The organism is Roseomonas indoligenes (assembly GCF_017813365.1).
Taxonomy (GTDB): domain Bacteria; phylum Pseudomonadota; class Alphaproteobacteria; order Acetobacterales; family Acetobacteraceae; genus Roseomonas; species Roseomonas indoligenes.
In genome coordinates, this window is sequence record NZ_JAGIZA010000005.1 from 48,675 (window position 1) to 71,863 (window position 23,189).

The 23,189-nt window shown below is 71.9% G+C and carries 20 protein-coding genes; 7 read left to right on the top strand and 13 right to left on the bottom strand.

The genetic code is table 11. The features are described 5' to 3' along the window. The first annotated feature begins 70 nt into the window (after positions 1-70). Both J5Y10_RS09860 and J5Y10_RS09865 read left to right on the top strand, forming a co-directional pair. Positions 71-1,474, top strand: a complete 1,404-nt coding sequence (locus J5Y10_RS09860; protein WP_209373128.1) for an L-lactate permease — start codon at positions 71-73, stop codon at positions 1,472-1,474. Positions 1,475-1,484: 10 nt separating this feature from the next. After that, complete coding sequence (locus J5Y10_RS09865) at positions 1,485-2,129, top strand: DNA-3-methyladenine glycosylase family protein (RefSeq protein ID WP_209373130.1); 645 nt, start codon at positions 1,485-1,487, stop codon at positions 2,127-2,129. A 9-nt stretch (positions 2,130-2,138) separates the two neighbouring features. Here J5Y10_RS09865 and J5Y10_RS09870 read toward each other — a convergent pair whose 3' ends face one another. Genes J5Y10_RS09870 through J5Y10_RS09880 form a run of 3 tightly spaced genes read right to left on the bottom strand, consistent with a single transcriptional unit; the run spans position 2,139 to position 4,827 of the window. Next, positions 2,139-2,894: an alpha/beta fold hydrolase gene (locus J5Y10_RS09870; RefSeq protein ID WP_209373132.1), complete on the bottom strand. Its 756-nt coding sequence runs from the start codon at positions 2,892-2,894 to the stop codon at positions 2,139-2,141. A gap of 58 nt (positions 2,895-2,952) precedes the next feature. After that, positions 2,953-3,813 (bottom strand): DMT family transporter, encoded by an 861-nt coding sequence (locus J5Y10_RS09875; protein ID WP_245214517.1) that lies wholly within the window; start codon positions 3,811-3,813, stop codon positions 2,953-2,955. Positions 3,814-3,822: 9 nt separating this feature from the next. Next, positions 3,823-4,827, bottom strand: coding sequence for an NAD(P)H-quinone oxidoreductase (locus J5Y10_RS09880; protein WP_209373134.1), 1,005 nt, complete (start codon positions 4,825-4,827; stop codon positions 3,823-3,825). A 186-nt stretch (positions 4,828-5,013) separates the two neighbouring features. Between J5Y10_RS09880 and J5Y10_RS09885 the strand changes: the two genes are divergently transcribed. Together J5Y10_RS09885 and J5Y10_RS09890 are read left to right on the top strand one after the other, a co-directional pair. Further along, positions 5,014-6,288, top strand: a complete 1,275-nt coding sequence (locus J5Y10_RS09885; RefSeq protein WP_209373135.1) for an ABC transporter substrate-binding protein — start codon at positions 5,014-5,016, stop codon at positions 6,286-6,288. Positions 6,289-6,301: 13 nt separating this feature from the next. Then, a complete protein-coding gene (locus J5Y10_RS09890; protein ID WP_209373136.1) occupies positions 6,302-7,732 on the top strand; it encodes a M20 family metallopeptidase in 1,431 nt (476 codons plus the stop codon). A gap of 43 nt (positions 7,733-7,775) precedes the next feature. Here J5Y10_RS09890 and J5Y10_RS09895 read toward each other — a convergent pair whose 3' ends face one another. The 8 genes from J5Y10_RS09895 to J5Y10_RS09930 form a co-directional block, all read right to left on the bottom strand. Then, positions 7,776-8,765, bottom strand: coding sequence for a Bug family tripartite tricarboxylate transporter substrate binding protein (locus tag J5Y10_RS09895; RefSeq protein ID WP_209373137.1), 990 nt, complete (start codon positions 8,763-8,765; stop codon positions 7,776-7,778). Next, on the bottom strand, positions 8,762-9,949 hold the full coding sequence (locus tag J5Y10_RS09900; protein WP_342452888.1) for a diaminopropionate ammonia-lyase: 1,188 nt from the start codon (positions 9,947-9,949) through the stop codon (positions 8,762-8,764). The genes J5Y10_RS09895 and J5Y10_RS09900 overlap by 4 nt, the downstream gene beginning before the upstream one ends. Before the next feature lie 43 nt (positions 9,950-9,992). Then, the gene (locus J5Y10_RS09905) at positions 9,993-10,136 is read right to left on the bottom strand and encodes a hypothetical protein (protein WP_209373138.1); all 144 of its coding nucleotides are present in this window, start codon (positions 10,134-10,136) and stop codon (positions 9,993-9,995) included. Between the two features lie 166 nt (positions 10,137-10,302). Further along, positions 10,303-11,490: a M20 family metallopeptidase gene (locus tag J5Y10_RS09910; protein WP_209373139.1), complete on the bottom strand. Its 1,188-nt coding sequence runs from the start codon at positions 11,488-11,490 to the stop codon at positions 10,303-10,305. A gap of 58 nt (positions 11,491-11,548) precedes the next feature. Next, a complete protein-coding gene (locus tag J5Y10_RS09915; protein WP_209373140.1) occupies positions 11,549-12,949 on the bottom strand; it encodes an amidase in 1,401 nt (466 codons plus the stop codon). Positions 12,950-13,043: 94 nt separating this feature from the next. After that, positions 13,044-13,673 carry a GOLPH3/VPS74 family protein gene (locus J5Y10_RS09920; protein ID WP_209373142.1) on the bottom strand — a complete coding sequence of 210 codons (630 nt, stop codon included), beginning with the start codon at positions 13,671-13,673 and terminating at the stop codon, positions 13,044-13,046. Positions 13,674-13,708: 35 nt separating this feature from the next. Beyond that, positions 13,709-14,683 (bottom strand): Bug family tripartite tricarboxylate transporter substrate binding protein, encoded by a 975-nt coding sequence (locus tag J5Y10_RS09925; RefSeq protein WP_209373144.1) that lies wholly within the window; start codon positions 14,681-14,683, stop codon positions 13,709-13,711. 89 nt (positions 14,684-14,772) lie between these two features. Next, complete coding sequence (locus J5Y10_RS09930) at positions 14,773-16,383, bottom strand: gamma-glutamyltransferase (protein ID WP_209373146.1); 1,611 nt, start codon at positions 16,381-16,383, stop codon at positions 14,773-14,775. Positions 16,384-16,531: 148 nt separating this feature from the next. On the opposite strand from J5Y10_RS09930, the gene J5Y10_RS09935 reads away from it, so the two are divergent. The 3 genes from J5Y10_RS09935 (at position 16,532) to J5Y10_RS09945 (ending at position 21,484) form a co-directional block, all read left to right on the top strand. After that, positions 16,532-18,679 carry a malate synthase G gene (locus tag J5Y10_RS09935; protein ID WP_209373149.1) on the top strand — a complete coding sequence of 716 codons (2,148 nt, stop codon included), beginning with the start codon at positions 16,532-16,534 and terminating at the stop codon, positions 18,677-18,679. 353 nt (positions 18,680-19,032) lie between these two features. Then, positions 19,033-20,130 carry an OmpA family protein gene (locus J5Y10_RS09940; RefSeq protein WP_209373150.1) on the top strand — a complete coding sequence of 366 codons (1,098 nt, stop codon included), beginning with the start codon at positions 19,033-19,035 and terminating at the stop codon, positions 20,128-20,130. 220 nt (positions 20,131-20,350) lie between these two features. Beyond that, positions 20,351-21,484 carry an OmpA family protein gene (locus J5Y10_RS09945; RefSeq protein WP_209373152.1) on the top strand — a complete coding sequence of 378 codons (1,134 nt, stop codon included), beginning with the start codon at positions 20,351-20,353 and terminating at the stop codon, positions 21,482-21,484. A 77-nt stretch (positions 21,485-21,561) separates the two neighbouring features. On the opposite strand, the gene cysE is transcribed toward J5Y10_RS09945, so the two are convergent. Both cysE and J5Y10_RS09955 read right to left on the bottom strand, forming a co-directional pair. After that, positions 21,562-22,197 carry a serine O-acetyltransferase gene (cysE, locus tag J5Y10_RS09950; RefSeq protein ID WP_408901577.1) on the bottom strand — a complete coding sequence of 212 codons (636 nt, stop codon included), beginning with the start codon at positions 22,195-22,197 and terminating at the stop codon, positions 21,562-21,564. Next, positions 22,194-23,189: a cysteine synthase A gene (locus J5Y10_RS09955; RefSeq protein WP_209373154.1), complete on the bottom strand. Its 996-nt coding sequence runs from the start codon at positions 23,187-23,189 to the stop codon at positions 22,194-22,196. The genes cysE and J5Y10_RS09955 overlap by 4 nt, the downstream gene beginning before the upstream one ends.

The window sequence follows — 23,189 nt, forward strand, 5'->3', positions numbered from 1 at the left end:
CAGGGCCGTGGCCGGACGGTCACGGCCCCGCCGGGCCGCCACGGGCAGGGAAGGGGTTGCACGGGCGCGCATGGACATCCTCCTCCAGGCCCTACCCCTGCTGGTGCTGCTTGCCCTCCTGGGTTCCGGGCGGGTGGCGCCGGTGCCGGCCTGCCTGGCCGCCCTCGCCGCCTCCCTGCCCGCCGTCTCGGCCGCGCTGCCGCCGGGCCTACCACTGCCCCGTTTTCTCGGCACGGAGAGCCTGCGCGCCCTTTTCCTCGGCCTGCTGCCGGTGGCCACCCTCTCGGGCGGCCTGCTCTTCAGCCTCGCGGCCGCCCCCCGCGCGACGGAGGCCGTCCCCCCGTCCCCCCGCCGGGCTTATCTGATGATCCTCGCCGGCTCCTTCGTGGAGAGCGTGACGGGGTTCGGCGTCGGCGCCGTCTTCACCGTTGGCGCGCTCCGGGCCATGGGGATCGCCGCCGCCCCGGCGGGCGGGATGGCCGTGCTCTCCCTCTGGCTCGCGCCCTGGGGCGGGCTGGGTCCGGGGCTGGCGCTCGGCGCGGCCCTGGCACACCGGCCGTCGCACGAGGTCTCCTTCGTGACTGCCATGCCGCACGCCGCCTGGATGCTCGCCGCGCCGCCCGTGCTCTGGGCGCTGCTGGCCCGGGCCGGGCTGCCGGTGCCGCGGGCGGAGCGGTTGGTGCAGTTCGGGATGCAGGCCGCCGTCGCCGCCCTCGTCGTGCTCCTCGGCCGGTTCATGCCCGCCGAGACGGTGGGCTTTCTCTCCTCCGGGATCGTCCTGCTGCCCGCGCTCTGGCGCTTCGCCCCGCCGCGAGACGCGGTGTCGCGGGACCACGCGCTGGCGGCGATCGGGCCCTGGGCGCTGCTGACCTTCGTGCTCCTCCTCGCCCGCGCCTGGCAGTCCGCGCCGGGCTGGCGGCCCTATGCCGACCTCCCGGCCTTTGGGCTGACCCATGTGGCGGTGGTGCTCTGGTGCGTCTCCCTCGGCTTCCTGGCGCTGCGCCAGGACGGTCCCTCCCGTTTTGGAGAGGCGATGCGCCGGATGCGCCGCCCCGCGGCCGCCATGCTGCTCTATGTCCTGCTCGGGCGCTGGCTGGCGGGCTCCGGCGCGGCGACGGGACTGGCGCACGGGATCGCTGCCGGGCTCGGCCCCCTGGCGCCCTTCGCGATCCCGCCGCTGGGCTTCATCGGCGGGCTGCTGACGGGCAGCGGCGTCGGCGCCGCCTCCTCCATGATGAGCGTGCAGGCGGATCTCGGACTCGCCGCCGGGCTGCCGCCCTGGCTGGCGCCGGGCATCCACAACTTCGCCTCCGGCGTCGGCGCCGCCTACTCCTTCGCAATGACGGCCATGGTCTGCGGGCTCCTGGCGGACGGCACGCGCCCGCCGGCGATCTGGCGCGGCGTCTGGCCGCTGATCGTTATCGCCCTTCTCGTCGGCTGGGCGGCCGTGGCGATCCTGCGCGCGCTGGCGTAAGCCGGGTGGCATGAGCGCCCGCGCCGCCCGCAAGCACCTCTCCGCCGATCCCGTGCTCGGCCCCGTTATCGCCCAGGTCGGGGCCATGGGGCTGAAGCCGGTAAAGGACCGCGAGCCCTATGAGGCGCTGGTGCGCGCCATCGCCCATCAGCAGGTGCATGGCCGCGCGGCGGAGGCGATGCTGAACCGCCTGATCGCGCACACGCCGGAACACCCCTTTCCCCCGCCGGAGCGCGTGCTGGCCCTGCCGGACGGCGCGCTGCGGGCCTGCGGCTTCTCGGGCGCCAAGCAGGCGGCCATCCTGGACATCGCCCACAAGTCCGCCGCCGGGTGGGTGCCCACCCGCCGCGCCGCCGCGCGCCTCTCCGACGAGGCGCTGATCGAGCGGCTGGTGGCGCTGCGCGGCGTGGGCCGCTGGACGGTGGAAATGCTGCTGATGTTCACCCTCGGCCGCCCGGACATCCTGCCCGTGGATGATTTCGGCGTGCGGGAGGGATACCGCGTCGCGGCCGGGCTGGAACTGCAGCCGAAGCCGAAGGAGCTGGCCGCGATCGGCGCGCGCTGGGCACCGTTCCGGTCCGCGGCCGCATGGTATCTCTGGCGCGCGGCGGACCTGAACAAGACGAACAGCTTCAAGGCGCCGAGCGCGATCTGAGCGCGGCCGTCAGACCGGCGCGAAGCCCTCCACCACGGCCGCGAAGGCGTCCGGCTGGTCCGCATGAAGCCAGTGGCTGGCGCCCTTCAAGGTCAGGAAGCGCGCATGGGGGAACAGCGCGCGGAAGGTGGGCCGGTTCTCCGTCCGGATGTAGCGGGAGTGCTCGCCGGCGACGACCAGGGTCGGCCCGTCAAAGGTCGCGTTGTCCGGTGCTTCCCACCCCATGATCGCCGGTAGGGTGGCCGAGATCTCCTCCAGCCCGATCCTCCAGCCGGAAGCATCGGGCTTGCGGTTCGTCAGGATGAAGGCGCGAACCCCCGCATCCGGCTCCGCGGAGGCCAGCGCGGCGTCCACCTCGGCCCGGGGCATGCCCGGCGGCACGCCGCGCATCGCCTCCACCAGCGGCACCCAGCGGGAGGGATAGGAGACAGGTGCGATGTCCGCGACCAGCAAGCGGGCCACCAGCTCCGGCCGTGTCAGGGCCAGCATCATCGCGGCCTTGCCGCCCATGGAGTGGCCCATCACCGCCGCGCGCGGAATTCCCATCGCGGCCAGCGTCTTCGCCACCGCATCGGCCATGAGGCGGTAGTCCATCGCCGCTGCGTGCGGGCTGGCCCCGTGATTGGGCATGTCGAGCGCGACCACCCGCCGCCCGCCCGCCGCCAAACGCCGCTGCAGCACCCCGAAGTTGCGGGCCTGGCCGAAGAGCCCGTGCAGCAGTACCAGCACCGGCCCCTCGCCGGCCTCGACCGCGTTCAGGATCATGCCTTCTCCCCTACCCGCGCACCGCCAGCACCCATCACCCGCGCACCGCCAGCACCCGTCACCCGCGCACCGCCAGCACGACGCTCGCGAAGACCAGCGCGCCGCCCGCCAGGATGTCCCACCCCACCGGCTCCCCCAGCCATAGCGCCCCCAGCGTCACGCCGAGGACGGGCACCAGCATGAACCCGACGGAGGCCACGGTGGAGGGCAGGCGCCGGCCGGCCTCGATCACGCTCCAGGTGCCCAGCGGCGCGGCGACCAGGCCGATGAAGGCGGCATGCGGCAGGGCGCCCCGCCCGATCCCGCCATCCGGTTCCCGGAAGGCCGCCAGCGCGAGCAGGAGCAGCGTCGCCAGACCGAAGAAGAAGGGCAGCAGCTCCAGCATCGGCCGCTGCGGCGGGAAGCGGCGCGTGATCACGATGGCGATGCTCCAGAGCACGGAGGCGCCGACGAGCAGCCCGTTCCCCGCGAGGACCGCCGGATCCGACCAGTCCACAGCCCAGGGCCCCACGAGGACCAGCGCCCCGGCCAGCCCCAGCCCCGCCGCCGCCCAGCGCAGCGGGGACACGCGCTCCCCCAGCACGAGCACCGAGAGCGGGACGAGGGAGTAGATCGTCACGTTGGAGAGCACGGCGATGCGCCCGGCCGGCAGCACGCCGAGCGCGATATGCGTCAGCGCGAAGAAGCCGCCGATCTGGAGCAGACCGAGCGCCAGGACGGATGGCAGGTCCCGCCGCCCTGGCAGGTGCAGCCGACCGAGGCACAGCAGAATTAAGGTTGAGGCGAGCGCGGCCAGTCCCGCCCGGCTGGCGCCAAACCAGACGGGCGTGGCGTCCCGCAGCGCGTCCTTCGCGATGGGCCAGACGCCGCCGAAGAGGACAACGGCGACGGCCAGCAGCCAAAGATCGCGCGGGTTCAAGATCCGGGCCTAGGCCACCGTCAGCACGATCTTGCCGATATGCGCGCTGCTCTCCATCAGCCGATGCGCCGCCGCCGCCTCGCGCAGCGGGAAGGTGGCATGGATGCGGGGCCCGCAGCGCCCGGCCGAGAGCACGGGCCAGACCTTCTTCTCCAGCTCCCGTGCAATCACGCCCTTCTCCGCCGCCGTGCGCGGACGCATCGTGCTGCCGGTGACGACGAGGCGCTTGAGCATGATCGGGCGGATATCGGCCTTCTCCACCTCGTAGCCGCCCATCAGCGCAATGATCACCAGCCGCCCATCCTGCCCCAGCACGCGCAGGTTCCGCTGGAAATAGTCCGCCCCGATCATGTCCAGGATTACGTCGGCGCCCTTCCCGTCCGTCGCGCGCTTCATCTCCGCCGCGAAGTCCTGCGTCCTGTAGTCGAAGGCCTCCTCAGCCCCGAACTCCAGGCAGGCCGCGACCTTCTCCGGGCTGCCGGCGGTGGCGAAGGGGCGCGCACCGAACTCCCGCGCCAGCTGCAGGGCGGTGGAGCCGATGCCGGAGGTGCCGCCATGCACCAGCATCACCTCCCCCGACGAGAGCCGCCCATGGCCGAACAGGTTGGCCCAGACGGTGAAGAAGGTCTCCGGCAGGGCCGCGGCGCGCACGGCGTCGTAGCCCTCCGGCCAGGGCAGGCACTGGGTGGCGGGGGCAACGGCGAACTCGGCGTAGCCGCCGCCATTCGCCAGGGCGCAGACGCGATCGCCGATCCGGAAGCGGTCCACCCCTTCCCCAACCGCCGCCACCTCGCCGGCCACCTCCAGCCCGACGACCGGGCTCGCCCCCTTCGGCGGCGGGTAGAGGCCCTTGCGCTGCTGCACGTCCGGCCGGTTCACGCCCGCGGCCATCACCCGGATCAGCACCTCGCCCGGGGCGGGGCGGGGCACGGGGCCGGTGGTGGCCACCAGAACCTCCGGCTCGCCCCCGGCGCCGTGGTCGATGAAGGTCATGCTCTCGGGCAGGTCGTGCATCGGGCTCTCCGGGCGGGGGGGGGCGGCGGAAGGTCGTCGCGGGGGCGCGGGCCGTCAAGCGCAAGGCGGGGAAGCGCGAGGCGGGGCACCGATGCGTGACAGGATCAACCGCCCACCGGCCTTGCGCGGGGCGGTTCGAGGGGCGACCATCGGATCACTCCACGGAATGCGAGGTAATGAGGGACCATGCGTCCGGCCGCGCCGCGCCGCAGCCTCCTGGCCGCGCTTGCCCTGCCGTTGGCAGCCGGGGCGGCCCGTGCCCAGGCGCCCGCGCCGCCGGCGCCGCAGCCGGCCGCGCCGGCCGTCTCCCCGGCCGGGGCGGAGTGGCGCATCGGGGCGGTCTATCCCCTCTCCGGCGTACCCGGCCTGCTGGGGGATGAATCCTTCCGCGGGCTCGAGATGGCGGTCGAGGAGCGCAACGCCGCCGGCGGGCTGATCGGCCGGCCCGTCCGCCTCCTCCGCGCCGACGCCATCGATCAGGCCGCCGCCGTGGCGGAGGCGCGGCGGCTGATGGGGGCGGAGAAGGCCTCGGTCCTGATCGGCAGCAGCGATTCCGCCGTTTCCCTCGCCGCCAGCCAGGCCAGCGATGCGGCGGGCATCCCCTATTTCGAGCTCGGCGCGGTGGCGGAGGGCATCACGGATCGCGGCTTCCGCAATCTCTGGCGCACCTGCCCGCGGGCGGCGGATTTCGCCGCGGTCGCGGCGGAGGCGGTCTCCTCCGTCCTGCCGACCCTGCTGGGGCGCCCGCGGGAGTCGCTGCGGGTGGGGCTGCTGCACGAGGAAAGCGCCTATGGAAGCTCCGTCGCGGAGTTGCAGGCCCTGCGGCTGGCCGAGGCCGGCATTCCCGTAGCGGAGCGCGTGCCCTACCCCGCCCGCCCCGCCGACCTGGCCCCCGCCGTGCAGCGGCTGCGCGAGGCCTTCGTGGACGTGCTGCTGCACGCGGCCGGCCAGAACGACGTGATCCTGCTGTTCCGCAACCTGCGGGAAGCGGGGTGGCGGCCGCGCATGATCATCGGCTCCGGCGGCGGTTACAGCCTGGCCGACACGGCCCGCGCCATCGGCCCCGCCTTCGATGGGGTAATGAACATCGGCTTCACCGGCTTTGCCATCGCGGACCGCGCCGCACCGGGGAATGCCGCCTTCGCGGAAGCCTATAAGCGCCGCTACGGGGCCGATCCCCGCTCCGGCCATTCCCTGGCGAACTTCTTCGGCGCCCGGATCGCCCTCGACACCATCGCCCGGGCGGGCGGGGCGGAGAAGGACAGGCTGCGGGCGGCGATGCTTGCCACCGACGTACCGGACGGCACCACCCCCGCCGGCTGGGGCGCCGCCTTCGACGAGCGCGGGCAGAACACGCGTGCCCGCCCCTGGCTTATGCAGTGGCAGGACGGGCGGCTCGTCACCATTCACCCGGAAGCGGCGGCGGTGGCCCTGCCCCGCAACCGACTGGGAACCGACTAGAGGAGAGCGGTCCATGAGGAACGACGAATTCGTCTGGCGCGCCGTGGATGAGAGGAAGGAGGACTACGCGGCCTTCTCCGATCGGGTCTGGGACATGCCGGAGATCGCCTATACCGAAACGCGCTCGGTGGCCGAGCACATCGAGATGCTGGAGAAGGAGGGCGCGCGGATCACGCGCGATCTCGCCGGAATCCCCACCGCCGTGATGGGCGAGTGGGGCGAGGGCGGGCCGGTGATCGCCATCCTCGGCGAGTACGACGCCCTGCCCAATCTCTCCCAGGAGGCCGGCATCGCCGAGCACAAGGAGGTGGTGGCGAACGGCCCCGGTCATGGCTGCGGGCACAACCTGCTCGGCGCCGCCTCCCTCCTCGCGGCCGCCGCGGTGAAGGACTGGTTGAAGGAAAACAACATCCCGGGCCGCGTCCGCTACTATGGCTGCCCCGCCGAGGAAGGCGGCGCCGCCAAGGGCTTCATGGCGCGCGACGGCGTATTCGACGACGTGGACATCGCCATTTCCTGGCACCCCGCCTCCTTCTCCGGCGTGAACGACCCCGTCTCCCTCGCCAACACGCGCATCGACTTCACCTTCCACGGCAAGTCCGCCCATGCCGCCGCCGCGCCGGAACTGGGCCGCTCCGCGCTGGATGCGGTGGAGCTGATGAACGTGGGCGTGAACTACATGCGCGAGCACATGCCCGACCACGCGCGCATCCACTACGCGATGCTGGATGGCGGCGGCATCGCGCCGAACGTCGTGCAGGCCCGCGCCAAGGTCCGCTACCTCATCCGCGCGCGGGACCTGCCGGAGCTGAACATGCTCGTGGCGCGCGTGCGGAAGATCGCCGATGGCGCCGCGCTGATGACGGAGACGCGCGTGGAGACGAGCGTGGTCTCCGCCGTCTCCAACCTCCTCGGTAACACGCCGCTGGAGAAGGCGATGTACGACAACTTCCAGCGCCTCGGCCCGCCGCAGTTCGACGACACGGACCGTCAGTACGCCGCGGAGATCCAGGCGACGCTGACGGAGCAGGACATCCTCAACGCCCATCGCCGGCACGGGCTGAAGGTGGAGCCGGGCAAGGTGCTCTGCGACATCGTCGTGCCCCTGGAAAGCAAGGGCGATGGCGGCGGCGTGGGCTCCACCGATGTGGGCGACGTCTCCTGGGCCGTGCCCACGGTGCAGGCCCGCGGCGCCACCTGCGCGATCGGGACGCCCTTCCACTCCTGGCAGCTCACCGCTCAGGGGAAGTCGCCGCACGCGCACAAGGGCATGGTGCATGTGGCGAAGGTGATGGCGGGCACTGCGGTCGACGCCATCCGCGATCCCGCGCTGGTCGAGAAGGCCAAGGCGGAGTTCAAGGAGCGGACGGGCGGGAAGCCCTATGAGAGCCCGCTGCCGAAGGATCTGGCCCCGCCGATCAGGGCCATGGGCCAGGGCGTGTGAAGCAAAGCGGGGCGGGAGGCATCGCCTCCCGCCCCGACTTGTCTCAGTCCGCCTTGATGCCGGCGGCGCGGATGATCGGCTCCCACTTCGCGATCTCGTCGTCCAGCCACTTCTTCGCCGTCGCGGGCGTGGTGTCGGACCTGGTGGTGAGGGTGAGGTCGGAGAGGCGCTGCTTCACGCTGTCCATCGCCATCACCTTGTTCACCGCCTCGTTGATCGCATTCACGATCGGCTGCGGAGTGCCGGAGGGCGCCATCACCATGTGCCAGGTATAGGCCTCGTAGCCCGGCACCCCCGCCTCCTGCACGGTGGGCAGGTCCGGCAGCTGCGGCAGGCGCTGGGTGGAGGTCACGGCCAGCCCCTTCACCTCGCCACGCGTCACGAAGGGCAGCGCGTTGTTGGCGATGCTGATCATCATCGCGATGGTGCCGCTCAGCAGGTCCGGCATGGCCGCGGACTCGCCGCGATAGGGCACGTGGTTGACCTTCAGCCCGCCCGCCTGGCGCAGGAAGAGCTCGGTCGCCAGGTGCAGCGCCGCGCCATTGCCGGTGGAGCCATAGTCGTACTTGCCGGGATTCGCCTTGAAGAGCGCGATCAGCTCCTGCAGCGAGTTTACCGGCAGTTCCTTGTTCACCATCACGATCATCGGGATCACGCCCGTCAGCGCGACGGGGGTGAAGTCCGCGATCGGATCGAAGGGCAGCTTGGGGAAGATGGCGCGCAGGGTGGAGTGCGCGATGGTGGTGTAGAGCAGCGCCTGCCCGTCCTTCGGCGCCTTCGCCACCACGTCGGACCCGACCACGACGCCCGCGCCCGTGCGGTTCTCCACGATCACGCGCTGCGGCAGGGTCTTGGACAACTCGTCGGCCAGCAGTCGCGCGGGGATGTCGGTGGGGCCGCCGGCGGCGAAGGGCACGATCAGGCGCACGGGGTTGTTCGGCCAGCCCGCACCCTGGGCATGGACGGCAGGCGCGGCGAGAGGCGCGGCGGCCAGGCCGGCGGCCCCGGCGATGAGGTGGCGGCGCAGAATCATGCGGGACGTCTTTCCTGAACTGGATGCAATGGATCCGCCACCAGAAGGGGAGACGGACCTCCCCTGTCAACCGCAACCCGGGAAACGAGCGCCTGATACAGATCCTGGTCGGTCGATCCTTCCGTGCTGAACACCAGCACGCGTGAATCCTTCTGCAGCCCGAGCATCTCGCGAGCCGTGCCATCTCTCCCCGCGAGCGCGAGTGCGGCCAGCCCAGCCGCCCCGCTTTCCCCGGCCACAACCGGCTCCCCGCGCCAGGCCAGGTGCCGCATGGCAGCGATGCAGGCCTCGTCCGGAATGGCCATGAAGGCGAAGGCGGCCCGTTCCAGCTCCTGCCAGGCCAGCAGACTCGGCTCGCCGCAGGCTAGCCCGGCCATGATCGTGTCCAGCTCACCCGCGACCGTCGTGGGCGCCCCGGCCTCGGCACTGGCGAGCAGGCAGGCGGCCCGCTCCGGCTCCACCACGACCAGCCGCGCGCCCGTGCGCCGGGCCCGGAGCGCGACCGAGACCGCCGCTGCCACGCCCCCTACCCCGCCCTGGACGAGGACATGGGTCGGCGGCGCGGGTATCGCGTCCAGCGCCTCCTCCGCCATCAGGCGGTATCCCTGCATCACCTCCCGCGGCACCTCGGTATAGCCGGGCCAGGATGTGTCGGAGACGATATGCCAGCCGCTGTCCCGCGCGGCGGCCTCGGCGGCGCGCACGCTGTCGTCGTAGTTGCCCGGCACCTCCCGCACCTGCGCGCCGAATGCCTCCATCGCGGCACGGCGGTTGGAGGTGACGCCGGGATGGACGAAAATCACGCAGCGCGCACCAAAGCGCCGGGCACCCCAGGCCACGCTGCGGCCGTGGTTGCCGTCCGTCGCGCAGGTCACGGTGATTCCCGCCGTCGCCGTGGCGAAACGCCCGGATTCAAGGTCGGCGGCGCTGGCGGCGTTCGCCACGCCGGTCCTCGCCAGTACCCGTGCCAGCACGCCCGCCACGGCATAGGCCCCGCCCAACGCCTTGAAGGAGCCGAGCCCGAAGCGTTCGGCTTCATCCTTCAGCCAGACGCAATCCAGCCCGAGCGCCTCCGCTACCTCCGGTAGCGCGCGCAACGGGGTGGGCGCATAGCCCGGCCAGGCGGTGATCGCCGCCCTTGCCCGCCGCCACCCGCCTTCCGGCAGCACGACGACGCCCGGCACGCCGTGGCGGGGATTGGCGAAGAGGCGAAAGGGATGCAGGGCCTCAGCTCCAGCAGATCAGCAGCTCGATGAGCAGCAGCATGTAGCCGAGCGCCATCACGACGAGGCCAAGGAAGACGAGAACGATGCCGATCCCGTACTGCAGCGTCTGCAGCCCGTAGTGCAGAAGCAGGCGCCCGAAGGCCACCGTCTCGCGCCCGCCCGCGCAGCTGCGCCGCGGCGGTGCGGGTTGCTCCTGCGCCAGGGGGGCGCCGCCCGCCGCGCAGGCCGGGCCGGGCGAAGGGCCCAGCGCGGCCAGGGCCAGAAGCGGCAGGGCCAGCGCGCGGCGCCGGATGCGGGCAATGGGAATGCGACTACAGCCCCGCCCGGTCCAGGCGCAGGATGGCGCGGGCCAGGGCCTGGGCGCGCGGCACCATGCTCGCCACCTCCAGGTACTCCTCAGGGGAATGCGCCTTGCCGCCCACCGGGCCCACCGCACAGAGCGTGGGAGCGCCCATCGCCGCGGTGAAGCCGCTGTCGGCGCAGCCGCCGGAGAAGTCGCCGGTGATGGACAGCCCGGCTTCCGAGGCCGCCTCCCGGTACATCTCGAAGACCCGCGCGGCCGCGGGTGTCTGGGTCAGGGGCAGGAACTCGCCGCGGATCGTCATCTCGGCCCGCGTGCCCGGCACGAAGGACTTCGCCACGATCTCGTGGATGCGGCCCATGATCTCCTCGCGGTCGCCCGGCTCCACGTAGCGCAGGTCGATCTGCATCTGCGCGTGCGGCGCCACCGTGTTCACGCTCTGCCCGCCGCTGATCAGGCCGACATTCAGCGTGATGCCGCGCGGCAGGTCCGTCAGCGCGTGGATGGCGCGCACCTTCTCCGCCAGCTCGCCGATGGCGCTGATCCCCGCCTCGAAGTTGCCGCCGGAATGGGCGGCGCGGCCCTCGATCTCCACGGCCATGAAGACGCCGCCCTTGCGGCCCGTCACCACCCCGCCATTGGCGCGGCCCGGCTCGGAGTTGAACACCACGCGGGCGCGGCGGGCCTCCGCCTCAATCACCGGGCGGCCTTCCGGCGACCCGATCTCCTCGTCGCCGGTGAAGAGCGCGACCATGGGACCCGGCGCGCCGCCCACGGCCTTGAAGGCGGCCATGACGAACATGTTCATCACCAGCCCTGCCTTCATGTCGGCCACGCCCGGGCCGGTGGCGATGCCGTTCTCCACCCGGAAGGGGCGGCGCTCCGGCTCGCCCTTGGGGAAAACGGTGTCGCGGTGCCCCATCAGCACGATGTTGCGGCGGGCATTGCCCTCGTTCGCCTCGGCGCCCTCCGCGTCCAGCGTGGCGCGGATGCAGTCGCCGAAGCGGGCCTGCGGCATCGTCTCCACGGGGATGCCGTGGGCGGAGAAGAAGGCGCGGACCTGCTCGCCGACCGCGTCCACGCCGGCCTTGTCGTAGGAGCCGCCATCGGTGTTCACCATGGCCTCCAACGCCGCCAGCATCTCGTCCTGGCGGCCAGCCAGCCAGTCCAGCAAGCGGGATTCGGTGGTGGCGCTCATCGTCTCAACTCCATGCCAGAGGGCCGGGATGAACCCGGCGGGTGGGGATGTGCAAGGCTCACGCGGCGAGCGGATCCGTCTCCGGCATCTCCAGCGCCCGCTCCAACGCCCGCGCGCCGCGCAGGCACAGGTCGTCCCGGCCCTGCCCGGCCACGACCTGCACGGCCCGCGGCATGCCGTGCTCGTCCAGGCCGGTGGTCACGGTAATGGCGGGCTGGCGGGTCAGGTTCTGGGCGAAGGTCCAGGGCGCCCAATCCCGCCACAGCGCCTCGGTGGGCCGGATGGTCGGCTGGTCGGCGGCAAAGGCCGCGGTCGGGGTCGCGGCCGTCAGCACCAGGTCGTATTTCAGGTGGAACATCGCCATGCGGTGCGCTGCCTCCACACGCATCGCGTCGGCGACCAGGAACTCGGTGGCGGGCAGCCCGGACTCGCGTCGCGCCACCTCCTCAAGCCCGGAGTCCAGGTCGCCACGCTGGGCCTCGGGCACGGAGGCAACGAGCTTCGCCAGCGCCACGCCCCAGACGCGGCCGAAGACCTGGCGCGTGTCGGGCAGGCCGGGATCCGCCTCCTCCACCAGCGCGCCCTCCGCCCGCAGCGTCTCCGCCGCGCGCTGCAGCGCCGCCTCGCCATCCGCGTCCAGCAGCGGCTCGAAGCCCCAACGGCGGACCAGCGCGATCCGCATGCCGCGCACCCCGTCCTCGATCCCCGCGCGCCATTCCCGCGCATCGTCGGGCAGGCAGAGCGGGTCCCGCGCGTCGGCGCGGCCGATCGCATTCAGCATCAGCGCGGCATCCCGCACCGTCCGCGTCATGGGTCCCGCGCAGGAGACGGAGGAGAAGGCGCCGTGCGGCCATTGCGGCACGCGCCCGTAGCTGGGCTTAAAGCCGACCACACCGCAGAAGGCGGCGGGGATCCGGATGGAGCCGCCCGCATCCGTGCCGACATGCAGCGCCCCGAACCCCGCCGAGGCCGCCGCCCCCGCGCCCGAGGAGGAGCCGCCGGTGGTGCGCCGGTTGTTCCAGGGATTGCGGGTGATGCCGTGCAGCGGGCAGTCGCCCGGCGTCTTCCAGCCGAATTCCGTGGTCGTGGTCTTGCCAAGGATCACGGCGCCAGCCGACTTCAGCCCCAGCACAACCGGCGCATCCTCCGCCTGCGGGCGGGGATCGGTGGTGCGGCTGCCCCGGCGTGTGGGGAAGCCCGCCAGGTTCAGCACGTCCTTCACCGTGGCGGGCACGCCGTCCAGCGGCCCGATCGGACGGCCCGCGGCCCATCGCGCCTCGCTCTCCCCGGCCTGGCGCAGCGCGTTCGGGTTCATGGCGGCGAAGGCGTTGATGGCGGGGTTGTAGCGGGCGACCCGCTCCATCACCGCCTTCAGCGCCTCCACGGGGCTGAGGGCCCGGCGGGCATAGAGGGCAATAAGGGTTTCCGCGTCCATCAACGCGGGGTCGGTGGCGGTCATGCGGGGCCTGGAACCTGTGCTGGCGGCGGTATGGACCCGCCCGCCGCCCGGCGGAACCCCTGGGCAGGGCCGGCGAACCGTTCCCCTGGGCGCCTCAGTGCCCGGAGGCCAGCCGGTCCCGCGTCTCCGCGACGAGAGAGCGGCTCATCTCCTCCAGCGCCGCCAGCGCGGCGATGCGCGGCAGGGCGGCCTGTGCCTCTTCCTCGGAAAGGAGCAGGGCGACCAGCCCCGTGGCGCGGCACAGCCCCGCCATCAGGGAATCCCGCGGCTCCGGCATCTCGCCGGCCAGGATCACCGCCCGCAGCCTTTCCCGCGCACCCGCCGAGGCGGCCCGGTCCGCCTTCGGGTAGCGCCGGTCCGGCAGCACGAGCAGGCGCCGGGCCATCACCTCCCGCAGCACCCCCCGCGCCACCAGCCGGTCCAGCAGGGCGTGGCGCAGGGCCGGGGCTCCGGGGGCGAGTTGGCCCATCCACCAGCGGCTGTCCTGCGGCTCCGGCGCGGCGGCGATCCGCTCCAGCACCGGGTCCAGCAGCGCGTCGCCGCAGGGGGTCGGGTCGGCGACGAAGAGGCGGTCCGGATCGCTGTCCAGGCGCCCGCGGAGGGCCAGTTCCATCAGCACCGCGCCTGACAGGGCGAGCGAGAGAGCGGCCGCCGGAAGGTCCAGCGGCCGGCCCGTCACGTCGTCAAGGCTGAGGAGGAGCACCTCCTCCGGCATCGTCAGCATCGCGCCCTTCGTTCCGGCGGGGTCGGCCGGTCGGGTCAGGACACGGTAATGCCCGCCCCTTTCGCCACCGCGCTCCAGCTCGCCGCGTAGCGCGCGATCATGGCGGCGTAGTCCGCGCCGACCAAGGGCTTCTCCGGAGGGTAGGAGGCGAGGTCGGCCATCTTTGCGCGGATCTCCGCCTGCGCCACCGCGGCGAGCACCGCTTCCTGCACCGCCGCCGCCACCGGGGCGGGCAGGCCCTTCGGCCCCGAGACGCCGATCCACGCCGTGCAGGTCAGGGCGGGCAGGCCGAGCTCCGCGAAGGTCGGCACGTCCGGGGTGGCCGGCACCCGCGCCGCGGACGAGACGGCCAGGGCCGTCACGGTCCCGTCCCGGATCATCACCACATTCGTCGTCAGCGGGTCGAAGACGCTCTCGATATGGCCGGCGAAGAGGTCCTGCATGGCCGGGGCGCTGCCGCGATAGGGCACGTGGTCCAGCCTCGGCACGCTCGCCTCCCGCATCAGGACCTCACCCAGCAGATGGGTGATGGAACCGATGCCGGAGGAGCCGTAGCGCGCCCCGTTTTTGCGGGCCTTGCCCAGGAACGCATCGAGGGTGGGGGTAGCCGAACCCTTGTTCACCAGCAGCACGTTCGCCGTCTCGCAGAGCATGGCGACATGGGTGAAGTCGGCCACGGGGTCGTAGGGCAGGCTGGGATAGACGCCGGCCGCGATGCCGTGCGGCGAGGCGTGGCTGATCACGAGCGTATGGCCGTCCGGCGCCGCCTTGGCGGCCGCGTCGGCGCCGATTGTGCCGCCGGCGCCCGGCCGGTTCTCGACCACCACCGTTGCGCCGAGATTGCTGCCGATGGCCGGCGCCACCAGCCGCGCCACCACATCCGCCAGCCCGCCCGGCGGGAAGGTGGCGATCAGGCGGATGGGCTGGCGGGGCTTCCAGGCGGTTTGGCCTATCGCGGGCAGGGCCAGCCCGGCCGCACCGGCGGCCAGGAGAGAGCGGCGATGGATCATGCGCGGTCCTTCGTCACGGTCGGGCGTCCCGGGACGGGACCCCGCGTCACGTTACGGACTTGCAATCCCCATGCCGCGCACCCGCCAGTTCAGGCCCGTGCCGCCAGGGCGGCGGACCAGGGCGACAGGACGTCGGTGATCCCCGTCGCCGCGCCGTTCGCGTCACGCGCGATGAAGTTGGGGCAGGCGAAGTTCACGGGCAGGACGGCGTGCTCCACCACCTCCAGCTCGCCGTCCTGCGCCAGCCCGCCCAGCACCTCGTCGCCCAGGCGCCGGTCCGCCGTGACGGAATCTGGGCCCGAGACGTCGATGCGCGGCGTGTGGGCCGCTTCCTCAGGCCCCATGCCGAAGTCCAGCTGGAAGGCGAGCATCTGCATCACGCTCGCCAGGATGCGGCGCCCGCCGGAGGCGCCGCCGGCCAGGATCGGGTTGGTGTCGTCCCCGGCGCGCGTGACCGTCACCGGGCTCATATTGCACAACGGTCGGGCGCCCGGACGGATGGCGTTCGCGCTGCCGGGCTGCGGGTCGAACCACATCATCCCGTTGTTCATCAGCACGCCCGTCCGCGGCAGCACGACGCGGCTGCCCATGGAGGAGAGCAGGGTGGTCGTGACGGTGACCATCATTCCGTCCCCGTCGCAGACCGTCAGGTGGGTGGTGCAGGTCTCCGCTGTCTCCTTCGCCCCCTCCCCCGCGCCCAGCCCGGCAAGCCGATCCGCGTAGCCGCCGCGCATGGCGCGCGCGAAGCCGCGGTACCAGGCCGCGTCGAGCCCCGCGGGGGTGGGCATGCCCGCCATTTCCTTCGCCACTGCCGCCATGGTGGGAGCGGCGGTCAGCCCGCCCGCGGTGTGGATCGTGTGGGTGCCGCGCCAGTCGATCGGCATCGCGTCCCGCACCACGGCCCGGCAGCCCGCGAGGTCCGCCGCGCCGACCGCGCTGCCCATGGCCTGGAAGTCGGCGACGAGATCGGCCGCCAGCCCGCCCTCATAGAAATCGCGCAGGCCGTGGTCGCGCAGCCGAGTCAGGGTCTCCGCCAGGGCGCCCTGCTGCAGGAACCCGGGCTTGCCCTGGTAGGGCGGGTTGGGCGGCAGCCCGTCCGGCAGATAGATCCGCGCGCTCTCCTTATAGAGCCGCAGCACCTTGGCGGAGGCCGAGACCTTCAGCGTGGTGAACCAGTCCTGCGCCAGCCCGCGCCGGGCCAGGGCGATGGCCGGGCCGAGAAGGGCATCCAGCCCGATCCGTCCCGAGCCGAACTCCGTCCGCAGCAGGTCGTAGCCGGCGACGGAGGAGGGGATGACGAAGGAGAGCGGGCCGTGGATGTTCACGTCTCCCACCACCTCCGGCCAGGCGAAGAGGTCCTGCTTCCACTTGCCGGTCAGCGGGTAGGCAGAGGGGTCCACCCCGGCCGGTGCCACGGGCCCGAAATCCACGACCTTCGGCGCGGCGCCGGGCTTGTGGACGATGGCGAAGCCGATCCCGCCGAGGCCGCTGTTCCAGGGCTCGGCGGTCGCCAGGGCGAAGGCCGCGGCCACAGCCGCATCCGCCGCGTTGCCACCCGCCTCCAGCACCGCCACCCCGACCTCGGCAGCCGCGCGGGACTGGGAGGCGACGATCCCGCGCCGGCCGGAGGCACCGGGCTTCGTCAGGTTCCAGTGCTGGCTGGTGTGCGGCGGGGGGACGTAGGCGGAAAGCTCGGGCATCGGACACCTGGAGGAAGGGCGCGGGAGCGTCGCGCCGGAACGGCGCGGCGGCAAGACCGCCCCGAAAGGCCGTGCCGGCATGACCGACCGGTTTGCCCGCCGTCCGGCACCAGACTATTGCGGAGGGCTGCAAGAGGAGGGACACGGCATGGCTGGAACGGGTCAGGGCATGGAGGTCTCCCCCGTCCTCCGTCGCTTCATCGAGGACGAGGCCCTGCCGGGCACGGGCGTCGAGGCCGGCGCCTTCTGGGCCGCCATGGAGGCCACGCTGCGCGGTCTCGGTGCCGGCAATACCGCCCTTCTGGCGGAGCGCGACGCGCTGCAGGCGAAGATCGATGCCTGGCACCGCGCCAATCCCGCCCGCCCGATGGACCGCGCCGCCTACGAGGCCTTCCTGCGCGAGATTGGCTACCTGCTGGACCCGCCCGCCCCCTTCGCCGTGGAGACGGCGGATGTGGACGACGAGATCACCCGCATGGCCGGCCCGCAGCTCGTCGTGCCCGTGAACAATGCCCGCTACGCGCTGAACGCAGCCAATGCGCGCTGGGGCAGCCTCTACGACGCGCTCTACGGCACGGATGCGATCCCGCAGGACGGCCCGAAGGTCCGGGGCTACGACCCGGCCCGCGGCGCGGCCGTGATCGCCCGGGCCCGCGCCGTGCTGGACGCCGCGGCGCCGCTGGAATCCGGCAGCCACGCCGATGTCTCGGCCTACCGCGTGGAGGCCGGGCGGCTGAGCGCGGTGACGGGGGGCGGCCGCACCGTGGGGCTGAAGGACCCCGCCGGGTTCCGTGGCTACAACGGCAGCGAGAGCGAGCCCAGCGCCGTCCTGCTGGTCCGGAACGGCCTGCACCTGGAGATCGTGATCGACCGCGGCCACCCGATCGGGCGCATGGACAAGGCCGGCGTCGCCGACCTGCTGCTGGAGGCCGCGCTCTCCACCATCATGGACGCCGAGGACTCCGTCGCCGCCGTCGATGCGGAGGATAAGGTGGGCGTCTATCGCAACTGGCTAGGCCTGATGCGCGGCGACCTCTCCGCGAGCTTCGAGAAGGCCGGCGAGACGCTGGTGCGCCGCCTGAACCCCGACCGTTCCTACAAGGCCGCGGACGGGAGCGAGTTCACCCTGCACGGCCGCTCCCTCATGCTGGTGCGCAACGTCGGCCACCACATGATGACGGATGCGGTGACGCTGGACGGAGCGGAGACGCCGGAGACGGTGCTCGACGCCTATGTCACGAGCCTGATCGCCCTGCACGACCTGCGCGGCAAGCGGCTGAACAGCCGCGCGGGCAGCGTCTACATCGTGAAGCCGAAGATGCACGGGCCGGCCGAGGTGGCCTGGGCCGTGTCGCTCTTCGGCGAGGTGGAGGCGGCGCTCGGCCTGCCCGCGAACACGCTGAAGATGGGCATCATGGACGAGGAGAGGCGCACCACCCTCAACCTCGCCCGCTGCATCGAGGCGGCGAAGTCCCGCGTGTTCTTCATCAACACCGGCTTCCTCGACCGCACCGGCGACGAGATCCACACCTCGATGGAGGCCGGCCCCGTCGTCCGCAAGAACGACATGCGGAAGGCCGCCTGGATCGGCGCCTATGAGGACAACAACGTCGATGTCGGCCTGGCCTGCGGGCTGCGCGGGCATGCCCAGATCGGCAAGGGCATGTGGGCCGCGCCGGACGCGATGGCGGCGATGCTGGAGCAGAAGGTGGGCCATCCGAAATCCGGTGCCAGCACGGCCTGGGTCCCCTCCCCCACCGCCGCCGTGCTGCACGCGCTGCACTACCACACGGTGGACGTGGGGGCGCGGCAGGCCGAGCTGGCCTCCGGCGGCGCGCGCGCGAAGCTGGCAGACCTGCTGACGGTCCCGCTGGCGGAGAATACCAACTTCGCCGACCAGGACATCCAGGCGGAGCTGGACAACAACGCCCAGGGCATCCTCGGCTACGTGGTGCGCTGGATCGACCAGGGCGTCGGCTGCTCCAAGGTGCCGGACATCCACGATGTTGGCTTGATGGAAGACCGCGCGACGCTTCGCATCTCCGCCCAGCACATCGCCAACTGGCTGCGCCACGGCATCGTGACGCGGGAGCGGGTGAAGGAGACGCTGCGCCGCATGGCGGGCGTGGTGGACAAGCAGAACGCCGGCGATCCGCACTACACGCCAATGGCGCCGGGCTTCAACGGCGTGGCTTTCAGGGCGGCTTGCGACCTTGTTTTCGAGGGTGCGGCGCAGCCCAACGGCTATACCGAGTTCGTGCTGCACCGCCGTCGGCGCGAGGCTAAGGCCGGGTAGACCCCGCTCCATCTCCCGCAGCCTCGTCTGGAAACAGGCCTCGGACCCTTATGGTCCGGGGTCATTTGTCGTCGGCGAGGGGGATGCTCAGCCCTGGCACTGCGGAGTGGGAGGGACCGCTTCGCCCGAGCACACCAGCATGGCGGGGAAACTGGCGGTTTTGCGCAGATTCCGTCATCCACGGACGGATTCTTGCTCGCCTTATGCGTGTGTTTCGGTACTTATTAAGTGCACGAGGTTGTGTTTTTGCCTAATCTTCACGATTGATATTACCTGCGGTTGCAAAAGAGACGTGGCAGCCGGCCAGACCTCCCAGCCGGTACGCTGCTCTCCAGCAACCTCGGGAGACGCTGATGAACAGATTGCAGCATGCGCTTCTAACCGCCGCTGCCACCTTCCTCCCCGTCGCAGCCGAGGCGCAGCCCGTGTCCGGCCTCTACATTGCCGGCGGTGGCGGCGTAAACTGGACGCAACGGTCCGATCTCGAACCCACCAACGGCGCCGCCCGGGCCCAGTTCGGTAGCGGGTCGATTGGCTTCGAGACCGGCTACGGCTTCGTGGGCAGCCTCGGCTATGGCTTCGGCAACGGGCTGCGGGCAGAGATCGAGGGCAACTACCGCAACAACGATGTCGACAGCGGCCGGATGGGCTTCATCGCCCCGCCGAGGCGGACCTCCGGCCACGTGCTCCAGTACGGTGTAATGGCGAATGTCTTCTACGACTTCGCGGTCCCGAACTGGCCCGTGCAGCCCTATGTCGGCCTCGGAGCCGGCTATGGCTGGGTGAATTACCAGAACGTCCGCGTGCAGAGCGCGAGCGGGCCGCGGCTGGATATCTTCGGCACCAGCGGCGACTTCGCCTACCAAGCCATCGGTGGCGTGAGCTTCCCGATCCGCGCCGTACCGGGGCTGGCCCTGACGGCGGAGTACCGCTTCTATGGCACGCTGGACCAGGAGGTGCCGTCCAACTACGTCCCTGCCGCCAACACCGTCGTGCGGCGCCGCACGGATGTGGAGAACCTCAACCACTCCATCATGGTCGGCCTTCGCTACGCTTTCAACCAGCCGCGCCCGGCGCCCGCGCCGATCGCCGCGCCGATGCCGGCCGCTGCTCCGGCTCCGGCCCGCACCTACCTGGTGTTCTTCGACTTCGACCGCGCCGACCTGACGGACCGCGCCCGCCAGATCATCGCCGAGGCCGCCCAGGCCGTGTCCTCCACGGGCACGACCCGCATCGAGGTAGCCGGCCACGCCGACCGCTCCGGCACCCCGCAGTACAACCAGCGTCTCTCCATGCGCCGCGCCGAGGCCGTCGCTGCCGAGCTGACGCGCCGCGGTGTGCCCCGCTCCGCCATGTCCATCCAGGCCTTCGGCGAGAGCCGCCCCCTGGTGCCGACCGCGGACGGCGTGCGCGAGCCGCAGAACCGCCGCGTCGAGATCGTCCTGCGCTGAGCAGCACGATCCCGGTCACGGGACTTGGAAAGGGGCGGGACCGAAAGGTCCCGCCCCATCATTTGTTAACAGACTGTACTGATGCACGAATGACACAGTGCCAGAGGAGTTGATTCCGAGGGCGCGGAACCTGACGGAGGTGAATGCCGGCGGTTGCGATCTCGCTGCACCTGCTTCCTCGAGATCCTGGCGCTACCGCCGGCATCAAGGAAACATCGCCATGTCACTCCGCAAGGCCCTCCTGGCCGCGACAGTCCTCAGCCTCCCCGTCGCCGCGCAGGCGCAGCCCGTCTCCGGCCTCTATATCGGCGTCGGCGCAGGCGCGAACTGGCTCCAGGAGTCCAACATCGCCGCTACCGGTCCCCTCGCGGAGGAGCTTCGCCTTCGCGGGGTCAACCCGCGCGGCAAGGTCGGCTTCGAGACGGGCTGGGTCGTCGTCGGCAGCCTCGGCTGGGGCTTCGGCAACGGCCTCCGCGCTGAGGTCGAGGGCAATTACCGCGAGAACGACGTGAACAAGATCCGCGGCTTCAACGGCATCACGACCAGCCGCGTCCAGGGCACCTCCCGCAGCTACGGCGTGATGGGCAACGTCTTCTACGATCTCGACCTCGCCCAGTGGGGAGTGCCGAGCTATGTCCAGCCCTATCTCGGCGCCGGTGTCGGCTATGTCTGGCGCGAGTTCGACGATGTCGGCCTGACCTTCCCGGGAGCCGGTGGTGCCCGGATCCGCGACAGCGGCACCGATGGCCGCTTCGCCTATCAGGGTATCGCGGGCCTCGCCTTCCCGCTCACCCGCCTCGGCGTGCCCGGCCTGACGCTGACGGCCGAGTACCGCTTCCTCGGCACGCTGGAGCACAGCATCGACACGACGAGCAGCGGCGGCAGCTTCACCGTCGGGCGCGGCGGCACCCGGTCCGAGAACTACAACCACTCCGCCATGCTCGGCCTTCGCTACGCTTTCAACCAGCCGCGCCCGGCGCCCGCGCCGATCGCCGCGCCGATGCCGGCCGCTGCTCCGGCTCCGGCCCGCACCTACCTGGTGTTCTTCGACTTCGACCGCGCCGACCTGACGGACCGCGCCCGCCAGATCATCGCCGAGGCCGCCCAGGCCGTGTCCTCCACGGGCACGACCCGCATCGAGGTAGCCGGCCACGCCGACCGCTCCGGCACCCCGCAGTACAACCAGCGTCTCTCCATGCGCCGCGCCGAGGCCGTCGCTGCCGAGCTGACGCGCCGCGGTGTGCCCCGCTCCGCCATGTCCATCCAGGCCTTCGGCGAGAGCCGCCCCCTGGTGCCGACCGCGGACGGCGTGCGCGAGCCGCAGAACCGCCGCGTCGAGATCGTCCTGCGCTGAGCAGCACGATCCCGGTCACGGAACTTGGAAGGGGGCGGGACCGAAAGGTCCCGCCCCTTTCTCATCTCGCCAGGCCGTCAGGCCCGGAGCGAGTCCCGTTCCTTCAAGGCCTCAATCTCCGCCCGCAGTGCGGCAACCTGCTCCGCCACGGACTCCAGGGCGCCGGGCGTGATCCCATACCCCGTCGTCCCCTCCTCGCAGGGACGGCCGGGCGGGCGGGCGGGGATCCCCACCACCGTCACCCCGTCCGGCACGGGATCGACGCAGACAGCATTCGCCCCGACCCGTGCGTTCCGGCCGATGCGGATGGGGCCCAGCACCTGCGCGCCGGCGCCGATCACCACGCCGCTCTCCAGGGTCGGGTGCCGCTTGCCCGGCCGCAGGGTCAGGCCGCCCAGCGTTACGCCGTGGTAGATCAGCACATCGTCGCCGATCTCCGCAGTCTCACCAATCACCACGCCCATGCCATGGTCGATGAAGAGCCGCCGGCCGATTGCGGCGCCGGGATGGATCTCGATCCCCGTCAGAAATCGCGAGAAGTGGGAGACGAGGCGGGCCGGCGCCCGGAAGCCGGTGCGCCAGAGCCGGTTCGCCAGCCGATGCCACAGCACGGCGTGGAGCCCGGCATAGCAGAGGATGGATTCCGCGACGGTCGGTCGCGCCGGATCGCGCGCCCGGATGGCACGCGCAATCTCCAGCGCCTCCCCGATCACGCCAGCCAGCCCGGTACTGGCAGTCCTCGCTCTCGCAGGAAGTCCGGGTTGAACAGCTTGGACTGATAGCGCGCCCCGCCGTCGCAAAGCACGGTCACGACCGTATGGCCGGGGCCAAGATCCTTCGCGACCTGGATCGCCGCCGCCACGTTCAGCCCCGCCGATCCGCCAACGCTCAGCCCTTCTTCCACGAGGAGGGAGAAGCACTGCTGCAGCGCCTCCGCGTCGGAGATCCGCACGGCGTCGTCGATCGGCGCACCCTCCAGCACGGCGGGCACCTTGCTGGCCTGGCCGATCCCTTCCGTGATGGAATTACCCTCGGCCGAGACGGTGCCGGTCTTCACCCAGGAATACAGGCCGGAGCCGTGCGGGTCCGCCAGCACGATCTTCACGCCGGGATTCCGCGCCTTCAACGCCCGCGCCGTGCCGTGCAGCGTGCCGCCCGTGCCGCAGGCGCAGGTGAAGGCATCCACCTTCCCGCTCGTCTGGTCCCAGATCTCCACGCCGGTCGTCGCCTCATGGGCGGTGGCGTTGGCGGAGTTGCCGAACTGGTTTGCCCAGACCGCGCCCAGCTCCTCCGCGAGGCGGCGGGAATAGTTCACGTAGTGGCCCGGGTCCGCCAGCGGCTTGGGATCCACCAGCCGCAGGTCGGCCCCGATCATCCGCAGGAAATCCAGCTTCTCCTGGCTCTGCGTGCGCGGCACGACGATGACGGATTTCCAGCCCCGCGCATTGGCGGCCAGCGCCAGCCCGATGCCGGTGTTCCCCGCCGTCCCCTCCACCACCGTGCCGGGTTGGAAGGGCGTGAGAAGGCCGCGGGTCACGGCCTCTCCCAGGATCCCGATGGCAGCGCGGTCCTTCACGCTGCCGCCGGGGTTCATGAACTCGGCCTTGCCCAGGATCTCGCACCCTGTTTCCTCGGAGGCACGGCGCAGCCGGATGAGCGGCGTGTTCCCGACCGCGTCCCAGAAGTCAGTGGCGATGTTGGGCAT

Excerpts from the sequence above, each read along its gene's own strand:
- J5Y10_RS09880 (WP_209373134.1), bottom strand. The coding sequence starts at position 4,827 with ATGCACGACCTGCCCGAGAGCATGACCTTCATCGACCACGGCGCCGGG.
- J5Y10_RS09940 (WP_209373150.1), top strand. The coding sequence starts at position 19,033 with ATGAACAGATTGCAGCATGCGCTTCTAACCGCCGCTGCCACCTTCCTC.
- J5Y10_RS09870 (WP_209373132.1), bottom strand. The coding sequence starts at position 2,894 with ATGATCCTGAACGCGGTCGAGGCCGGCGAGGGGCCGGTGCTGGTACTG.
- J5Y10_RS09920 (WP_209373142.1), bottom strand. The coding sequence starts at position 13,673 with ATGCTGACGATGCCGGAGGAGGTGCTCCTCCTCAGCCTTGACGACGTG.
- J5Y10_RS09865 (WP_209373130.1), top strand. The coding sequence starts at position 1,485 with ATGAGCGCCCGCGCCGCCCGCAAGCACCTCTCCGCCGATCCCGTGCTC.
- J5Y10_RS09955 (WP_209373154.1), bottom strand. The coding sequence starts at position 23,189 with ATGCCCAACATCGCCACTGACTTCTGGGACGCGGTCGGGAACACGCCG.
- J5Y10_RS09910 (WP_209373139.1), bottom strand. The coding sequence starts at position 11,490 with ATGAGCGCCACCACCGAATCCCGCTTGCTGGACTGGCTGGCTGGCCGC.
- J5Y10_RS09945 (WP_209373152.1), top strand. The coding sequence starts at position 20,351 with ATGTCACTCCGCAAGGCCCTCCTGGCCGCGACAGTCCTCAGCCTCCCC.
- J5Y10_RS09925 (WP_209373144.1), bottom strand. The coding sequence starts at position 14,683 with ATGATCCATCGCCGCTCTCTCCTGGCCGCCGGTGCGGCCGGGCTGGCC.
- J5Y10_RS09895 (WP_209373137.1), bottom strand. The coding sequence starts at position 8,765 with ATGATTCTGCGCCGCCACCTCATCGCCGGGGCCGCCGGCCTGGCCGCC.
- J5Y10_RS09885 (WP_209373135.1), top strand. The coding sequence starts at position 5,014 with ATGCGTCCGGCCGCGCCGCGCCGCAGCCTCCTGGCCGCGCTTGCCCTG.
- J5Y10_RS09930 (WP_209373146.1), bottom strand. The coding sequence starts at position 16,383 with ATGCCCGAGCTTTCCGCCTACGTCCCCCCGCCGCACACCAGCCAGCAC.
- J5Y10_RS09915 (WP_209373140.1), bottom strand. The coding sequence starts at position 12,949 with ATGACCGCCACCGACCCCGCGTTGATGGACGCGGAAACCCTTATTGCC.
- J5Y10_RS09935 (WP_209373149.1), top strand. The coding sequence starts at position 16,532 with ATGGCTGGAACGGGTCAGGGCATGGAGGTCTCCCCCGTCCTCCGTCGC.
- J5Y10_RS09890 (WP_209373136.1), top strand. The coding sequence starts at position 6,302 with ATGAGGAACGACGAATTCGTCTGGCGCGCCGTGGATGAGAGGAAGGAG.
- J5Y10_RS09860 (WP_209373128.1), top strand. The coding sequence starts at position 71 with ATGGACATCCTCCTCCAGGCCCTACCCCTGCTGGTGCTGCTTGCCCTC.